At 60.8% G+C, this 7,379-nt stretch carries 7 protein-coding genes; 2 read left to right on the forward strand and 5 right to left on the reverse strand.

All coding sequences use genetic code 11. The features are described from left to right. Positions 1–91: 91 nt before the first annotated feature. The 4 genes from CER19_RS05740 to iolC all read right to left on the reverse strand — a co-directional run bounded on the left by CER19_RS05740 (position 92) and on the right by iolC (position 4,706). The gene (locus CER19_RS05740; RefSeq protein ID WP_116665698.1) at positions 92–913 is read right to left on the reverse strand and encodes a TIM barrel protein; all 822 of its coding nucleotides are present in this window, start codon (positions 911–913) and stop codon (positions 92–94) included. A 26-nt stretch (positions 914–939) separates the two neighbouring features. Then, the gene (gene iolB, locus CER19_RS05745) at positions 940–1,728 is read right to left on the reverse strand and encodes a 5-deoxy-glucuronate isomerase (RefSeq protein WP_116665699.1); all 789 of its coding nucleotides are present in this window, start codon (positions 1,726–1,728) and stop codon (positions 940–942) included. A 3-nt stretch (positions 1,729–1,731) separates the two neighbouring features. Continuing rightward, positions 1,732–2,619 carry a myo-inosose-2 dehydratase gene (gene iolE / locus CER19_RS05750; RefSeq protein WP_116665700.1) on the reverse strand — a complete coding sequence of 296 codons (888 nt, stop codon included), beginning with the start codon at positions 2,617–2,619 and terminating at the stop codon, positions 1,732–1,734. A gap of 149 nt (positions 2,620–2,768) precedes the next feature. Beyond that, positions 2,769–4,706: a 5-dehydro-2-deoxygluconokinase gene (iolC, locus tag CER19_RS05755; RefSeq protein ID WP_116665701.1), complete on the reverse strand. Its 1,938-nt coding sequence runs from the start codon at positions 4,704–4,706 to the stop codon at positions 2,769–2,771. Here iolC and CER19_RS28545 point away from each other — a divergent pair. Then, positions 4,705–4,908: a hypothetical protein gene (locus tag CER19_RS28545; protein WP_133298311.1), complete on the forward strand. Its 204-nt coding sequence runs from the start codon at positions 4,705–4,707 to the stop codon at positions 4,906–4,908. The genes iolC and CER19_RS28545 overlap by 2 nt on opposite strands. An 82-nt stretch (positions 4,909–4,990) precedes the next feature. After that, on the forward strand, positions 4,991–5,899 hold the full coding sequence (locus CER19_RS05760) for a MurR/RpiR family transcriptional regulator (RefSeq protein WP_005787722.1): 909 nt from the start codon (positions 4,991–4,993) through the stop codon (positions 5,897–5,899). A gap of 229 nt (positions 5,900–6,128) precedes the next feature. On the opposite strand, the gene CER19_RS05765 is transcribed toward CER19_RS05760, so the two are convergent. After that, entirely contained in the window at positions 6,129–7,034 is a 906-nt protein-coding gene (locus CER19_RS05765) for a hypothetical protein (RefSeq protein WP_116665702.1), read from the reverse strand. Positions 7,035–7,379 lie beyond the last annotated feature (345 nt).

The raw sequence follows: 7,379 nt of genomic DNA on the forward strand, positions 1-7,379 counted from the left end.
TGGCTTGCCTGCGATAGCGCTATGTCAGGCAATACATGTGCAACTGATAGACCGCTATCGCAGGCAAGCCAGCTCCCACATTTTGATCGCGTTATGGCAGGGGCTTTTGCAAGTACGCCATGCTGCTGCCCAATGCCTGCCGGATGTCCGCCAACCCATGCACGCTTTCGGCAAACGGCTCGAACGACAAATAGCCGCTGTAGCCGGTGCTCAGCAAGGTGTCGATCTGCGCCGCATTCCCGAGGATATCGTCCTCGCCCACCAGCACGCGGTGGCCGTCGCGGATCGAGTCCAGCGGCGCCTCGCGGTCTTCCACCCCGGAGATATGCACCAGCCCGGTCAGTTCCGGGAAGAACTCATGCTCGCCGGCCAGGTGATGGTGAAAGGTGTCGTGCACCACACGAAACACATCGAGGCCACCGATGACCTTGATTGCATCCACTGCCACGCGCTTGCGGCGCAGGGCGGACACGGTGAAGCCCAGAGGTTCGATGAAACCGAGAATGCCGTACTCGCGCAGGATCAACGCCAGTTCGCTCAACGCCGTGCGCAAACCGGCGGCGCGCTGCGCGTCGTTGCGCGTATCGCCAGGCTGATTGAACGGGCACATCACCAGGCCCTGGGCCCCGCACTCACGGGCGTAGGTGGCCAGTTCGATTGCCTGGGCACGACGTTCGTCGTTCCACACATCAAAGGGGTACAGCGCGTTGATCGACAGCACTTTGATGCCTTGCGCTGCGCACAACTCACGCACGCGGCTGGCGGGCGTGCCGTATTCGATTTCACGGTTCTTGAGGTCGTTGCGGATCTCAATGGCCTCGCAGTTGAGAGCCGCCGCCAACTGGATGAAATCCGGCAAGGACAGGTTGGGGGCGACCATGCGGTTAAGGGCAAAACGTAGCGGCGACTTCATTGTTTTTGTTCTCCGTGCAACACCGTTTACAGGTCCAGCAGCCAGCTGTGCTGCGGGTCGTTATGGAAATGCCAGGCACGTTTGGGGCCGGCCATCACGTTCAGGTAATAAGACTCGTAGCCATACGGCACACTGACCGGGTGATACCCCTTGGGCACCACCACCAGGTCACTGTTTTCCACCGCCATGGCCTGGTCGATGCTGCGATCGTCGGTGTACACGCGCTGGAACACGAAGCCCTGGGGCGGGTTGACCTGATGGTAGTAGGTCTCTTCCAGAAAGCTCTGGTGCGGCAGGTCGTCGGTGTCGTGCTTGTGCGGCGGGTAGCTGGAGGAATGCCCGGACGGCGTGCGGACTTCCACCACCAGCAGCGAATGGGCCGGCTCGCTGTCGGGCAGGATGTCGCACACGTAGCGGGTATTGGCGCCTTTGCCGCGCACACTGCGCTTGCACTGCTCGGGGCGGATCAAGCGCGGGGCAAAACCCTTGGCACCCGGCGCTGCGCAGACGGCGATCTGCACATCGCTCAGGGCCGTGACCTGGGCGTCGGTGCCCGGCGGCAAATAGGCGGCGAACGGTGATTTGTCTTCGAACACCGACTGGCGATCACCCAGGTTCTGCCAATTGAAACCTTCACCTTCGATATTCACCCGACCGCTGAGCAGCACCAGGCACAGTTCCTGATCACCGGCGCTGACCGGCAGGGTTTCGCCCAGGCTCAGGCGGTAGGCGGCAAAGCCTACGTACTCCAGGCGACCCACCTCCAGGGCAACCATGGTTTGCCCGCGTTTGCTGCTTTTGACCAACAAGCTCATCACTCAAGTCCTCTGGTTGAGAAGCGCACGCAGGGTGTCGTAACCCTTCTTCGCGTAGATATAGCTGGGCGCGACGGCCGGGTCCTGCTCGGCTTCCACCACCAGCCAGCCCTTGTAGTTCGCCGCGAGCAACACATCCAGCAACGGCGCGAAGTCGATATCACCATCGCCGGGCACGGTGAAGGTGCCGTTGACGATGCAGTCCGGGAAGCTCCACATCTGGTTGCGCGCCAGTTGCACCACGGGTTTGCGTACGTCCTTGAAATGCACATGGCAGACGCGGTCGATATGCTTGCGCAGCACGTCGAGGGGTTCGCCGCCGCCCATGTAGCAGTGGCCCGAATCGAACAGCAGGCCGACTTCCGGGCCCGTGCGTTTCATCAACTGATCGATGTCGTCGGGGGATTCCACGTACGCGCCCATATGGTGGTGATAGGCCAGGCGCACGCCCTGGGACAAGGTGAAGCGCGCCAGCTCGGTGAGCTTGTCAGCGTATGCCTGCCAGGCCTGTTCACTGTAAAAACGCGGGCGCTCGATGAGGCGGATACGCGAGCCCTGGATCGAGTCGGCGACTTCGCCGTACACCAGTACGTTGGCGCCGTTTTGTTTGAGCAGTTCGACATGCCCGGCAATAGCCTCGATTTCCTCGGCCACCGAACGACGAGCCAGGCGGCTGGAGTACCAGCCGGAGACGAGGGCCAGGTCATAGGGGCGCAGCACGTCGCCGACGCCCTTGGCATCCTTGGGGAATTTGCCGTTGAGTTCAAAACCTTCGTAGCCGATGTCCTTGCCTTCGCTCAGGGCCGTGCTCAGCGGGGTCTCACCGCCGAGGGCCGGGAGGTCGTCGTTGCTCCAGGAGATCGGGTTGATGCCAATTCGGATTGCGGGCATGGCTGCACCTTTATTATTCAAGTCGCTTCTCAACTGTAGGAGCGAGCTTGCTCGCGAAAAACGCAAGGGCAGCGCGTTTCGCCAGAATGCCCGTGTAATCGTTAACGATCTTCGCGAGCAAGCTTGCTCCTACAGGTATCGGTCATGCATCAGGTTCGGGCGCTGAGCCAGGCATTGATGAGCTGTTCGAAGGTCTGCTGCACCTGCTGGATCAGCGTTTCATCATCAATCTCCCCCGCCATCCACGCCCGGCTCGGCTCGTGGAAGATCGTGCGGCCCACGGCAAACCCACGGCAGGTGCTGCTCTGGCTGGCCTGCTTGAAACCATCGGCGAGAAACTCGGGGGAAGCATTCAGGCCCAGCAACACCACGCCACGGCAGTAGGGGTCGCGTTCCTGGATCAGGTCGTCGAGCTTTTTCCAGTCTTCGGCCGACTGGGTTTCGATCTTCCACCAGGCCGGGTAGATGCCCAGGTTGTAGAGGCGCTTGAGGCTGCGGTAGAGCACGTCCGGGTAGATGGACGGGTGATCTTTGGGCGGGATGACTTCCAACAGCAGTTCGTGGCCACTGACCAGCGACGCCTCGTACACCGCCTTGAGTTGCGCTTCCTGTTCCAGGCGCAGCATCGGCTCGTCATCAGGATGAAATTGCACCAGGCACTTGATGATGTGTTCCTGGGGCCAGGCAATCAGGTTGCTACCAATCGAACGCCCGTGTTCGAACGCCAGGGGCCGCGAGTTCTGCACTTCCACCGGGCGGGCGATCCACCAGCCGCGACCGCTGGCGCCGTTGAGTGCATCCTGGCCAAAGCGTTGGTCGGCGAGCAGGCCCACATCCGCCTCGACGCCCTGCTCGCTGAGTTTGCGCTCCACGCGTTCGATGGCCTGGATAAACAACTGCTTGATGGCGCTGATACGCTCAGGGGCCTGGCCGCCTTTTTGCGCCAGCTCCACCAATTGCCAGCGGTGGTCGAAGGCAAACACGAACAGTTGCTTCCAGGCCTTGCGCGGCACCGTGACACGGTGCAGCCGTTGCAGGGTCACGTCCTGGTCCGGCCGGGTGATGGGCACGGGGCTGTTGAACAGGTAATCGAGTTCGGCGAGTGTCGGCATCGCTGGCGCACAGGCGTGGCGCGACACCACCAGGCCGCCACAGGCATTGGCCAACTGGCTGCAACGCTCATCGCTGGCGTCATTGATCCAGCCGCTGAGAAAGCCCGACATAAAGGCATCGCCTGCGCCCAACACGTTGAGCACTTCAACCCGCACGCCAGGATAGATGGCCCCGTCTTCCAGGCGCGCCGGGATTGCGCCATGGATCACCGTGCAGCCCTGGGGGCCGAGCTTGACCACCAGGGTGGCCGGGGTCAGTTCACGCACGGCGCGCAGGGCCGTGAGCAGGTCTTCACTGCCGCCGGCAATCAGGAATTCCTCTTCGGTGCCGACGATCAGGTCGAAACGCGGCAGGATCTTCTGCACATGCTGGCTGACATTCTGGTCGGCGACGAAACGGGTTTCGCCATCGGCCTTGCCGGCCAGGCCCCACAACACGGGGCGGTAGTCGATGTCCAGCACGCGCTTGACGTTGTGCTTGGCCGCGTAATCCAGGGCCTGCAGGCTGGCCTTGTACACGCCGTCGGTGGAGAAATGCGTACCGGTGATCAACAGCGCCTTGCTCGAGGCAATAAAGGCTTCGCTGATGTCTTCTGCGCGCAGGGCCATGTCGGCGCAGTTTTCGCGGTAGAACACCAGGGGGAAGGTTTCGCGGTCCTTGAGGCCCAGCAGCACCAGGGCGGTGAGGCGCTCCGGGTCGACCTTGATGCCGCTGACATCACAGCCTTCGCGGGCCAGGGATTCCACCAGGAAACGCCCCATGTGGTCATCGCCAACCCGGCTCAGCATCGCCGACTTGAGCCCAAGCCTGGCCGTGCCGAAAGCGATATTGGCGGAAGAACCGCCGAGGTACTTGGCGAAGCTGGACACATCCTCAAGCCGCGCACCGACTTGCTGCGCATAGAGATCGACGCCCAGGCGCCCGAGGCAAATCAGATCCAATTGACGCCCACTGGCAAAACGAGTCTGGCCCATGCTGGCTCCTGTTATTTTTATCAGCCTGCGTTGTGCCGCCGTGGCGACGGCAAACGCTCTTGGTGGGAGCAGACTAGAACGTCCGGTGGCAGCAATCAATATTTATTCCATAATTATTTTTAGTGGAATATTTTTTCCAATACCTCAGGATAGCGACACGCCAGCGCCCATGCATCGTTTCAGCAAGCCACGCGGGCCGTGATACCGGGGTATTTTTTTGCGCCTACCCTGTAGACTTGCGCCACCTATCAGCGCATCAGACGAACACGCCAGAAGGATTGCCCATGTCCCGCACCGATCCCGAGACCACCCTGGAAGAAACTGTCGCCAGCCCTCCGATCAATGCCGAACGCCTGTTGCAGCTGATCACCGACGAATACGAGAGCCTGCCGCGCCAGCTCAAGCGCATCGCCAGCTACATGAGCCAGCAGAGCGACCGGATCATGGTCGACCGCATCAGCGACATCGCCCGGGAATGCGAAGTGCACCCCTCGGCCATCGTGCGGTTCTCCCAACGTTTCGGCTTCAGCGGGTTCAGTGAGATGCAGGCACTGTTTCGCGAGGCGTATACCCACAAGACCACGCCGGTACAGAACTACCAACAGCGCATCCGCAGCATGATCGCCAACAAGTCCCAGAAGGCCAGCGGCGGCGACCTGGCGCGCGAATGCGTCAACGCCACCCTGTCGGGCATCGAACGTCTGGGGCTGGAGTTGGACGACGCTGCCTTCGAGAAAGCCGTGGACCTGGTGGTCAATGCCGACAACATCTACGTGGTCGGTGTGCGCCGCTCGTTTGCGGTGGCCGACTACCTGGTCTACAACCTGCAGCACACCAACAAGCGCATCCACCTGATCTCGGGGCTAGGCGGCAGTTATCGCGAGCAGATGCGCAGCGTGCGCGCCAATGACCTGGTGATTGCGATCAGTTTTACGCCCTACGGCAAAGAGACCCAGCACTGCCTGCGCATCGCGCAGCATCACCAGGCCAAGACCCTGATCATCACCGACAGCAACCTGTCGCCCCTGGCCAAGCGGGCGAATGCGGTGCTGTTGGTCAATGAAGGTTCCTCGTTTGCTTTCCGCTCGCTGAGCGCCACGCTGTGTCTGTGCCAGGCGTTGTTCATTGCGGTGGCGTATCGGTTGGAATTGAAGGTGGATGAAATCCATGAGCAGGTTGGGTTCGACGACTGACGGGGCTTGCCCTACCCCTGCCCTTGTAGGAGCGAGCTTGCTCGCGAAAAACGCAAGAACGCCGCGGCCATTTTGAATGAACGCGGCGCCCAGCAGTTCTTCGCGAGCAAGCTCGCTCCTGCAATTAGTGCATGAAAATCGCGATCAGAATGATCACCGGAATCGGCACGCCGAGGAACCACAGCAGTAATGAGCGCATGATGTTTTCCTTAAATGAATGGGCCTTGAATTAACGAACGTAGTTTTCGGTTTCGACGTACACCACGGCATCCCGGCGGCGACCGCCAAAGGTAGCAGCGAAGCTGGCGAAGAACGCACCGATGAGCAGGGCCACGAATGTCCACAGGGATGTGTAGGCCGCTACTTTCGCCGCGGTTTCAGCGGCTTGCTTGGCTTTGAGCTTGGCGTCTTCGACGGCTTTGCGCGCATCGCCATACACCTTGTCGATACGGGCTTCGGCATCGGCCTGGCTCAGGTTGGTGCGCTGGCTGATCAGTTGGGCCAGGTAGGCGCGATCTTCCGCTGCCAGTTGGCCATCGTTGCTCAACGTACGCGTCAGGATGCGACCGACCACGGCGTGGGCTGCATCATCGCTGACCGCCGCAGGGCGATCATCGCGGAACAGGCTGTCCACGTAATAACCGAAGTCACCACTGTCGGCACCCTTTGCCGCGCTGCCGGCAGCTTGGATGAGGCCGCTGGCGGCGCCCGATGCCACACTGGCGCCAGCTTTCACGCCGCCGCTGACCACACTGCTGACCGAGCCGACCACCAACATCGCCGTGATCAATGTGGCCACAGCCCACGCCAGGAAGCCGTGGGCGGTGTCGCGAAAGTACACCTCGTCGCCGTGCATATTGGCCCACTTCACCCTCAAACGACCGGCGATGTAACCGCCCAGGCCAGAAGCGACAATCTGGGTGAACGCCAGCCAGACAATCGTGGAAATGCCAAGGCCCTTGGCGCTGATACCGCTGTCAGCCCAAGGCGACACCGCCGAAAAGCCCAGGCCGAAGCCCAGCAACACCAGGATCAATGACAAGGCGGCCGCCGCAGCGGCACCGGCGAAAATCGCCCCCCAGGAAACCCCGGAGAGCGTGCTTGACTCTTGCAGCGTGGATGAGGATGTGATCATTGTTGTTTTGCTCCAGGCACGAAAAATGATGTTACAAGTCTCAAAACGGACAGTGCAGGCAGCGTGCCAGTCGCCACAAAAAATAAAATTCTTTAATTTCAATAGGTTATTTAAATTGAACTTAACCAGATCATGCAGGTTGCAATAAATGACGATATCAGGCGGGCGTAATGCACTCCCCTGTGGGAGCTGGCTTGCCTGCGATAGCGGCATGACAGGCAGTGAATATGCCAGCGGGTAAGCCGCCATCGCAGGCAAGCCAGCTTGTATGGTTAGACTTGTAGGGGTGGTGGGACTAAAAGCCAGCATCTGACTCTAGCCAGTACAGACCGTGGGAGACTTCGC

The organism is Pseudomonas sp. GL93, assembly GCF_003408955.1.
Taxonomy (GTDB): domain Bacteria; phylum Pseudomonadota; class Gammaproteobacteria; order Pseudomonadales; family Pseudomonadaceae; genus Aquipseudomonas; species Aquipseudomonas paracarnis.

Excerpts from the sequence above, each read along its gene's own strand:
- CER19_RS05760 (WP_005787722.1), top strand. The coding sequence starts at position 4,991 with ATGTCCCGCACCGATCCCGAGACCACCCTGGAAGAAACTGTCGCCAGC.
- CER19_RS28545 (WP_133298311.1), top strand. The coding sequence starts at position 4,705 with ATGCTGGCTCCTGTTATTTTTATCAGCCTGCGTTGTGCCGCCGTGGCG.
- iolB (WP_116665699.1), bottom strand. The coding sequence starts at position 1,728 with ATGAGCTTGTTGGTCAAAAGCAGCAAACGCGGGCAAACCATGGTTGCC.
- CER19_RS05765 (WP_116665702.1), bottom strand. The coding sequence starts at position 7,034 with ATGATCACATCCTCATCCACGCTGCAAGAGTCAAGCACGCTCTCCGGG.
- CER19_RS05740 (WP_116665698.1), bottom strand. The coding sequence starts at position 913 with ATGAAGTCGCCGCTACGTTTTGCCCTTAACCGCATGGTCGCCCCCAAC.
- iolE (WP_116665700.1), bottom strand. The coding sequence starts at position 2,619 with ATGCCCGCAATCCGAATTGGCATCAACCCGATCTCCTGGAGCAACGAC.
- iolC (WP_116665701.1), bottom strand. The coding sequence starts at position 4,706 with ATGGGCCAGACTCGTTTTGCCAGTGGGCGTCAATTGGATCTGATTTGC.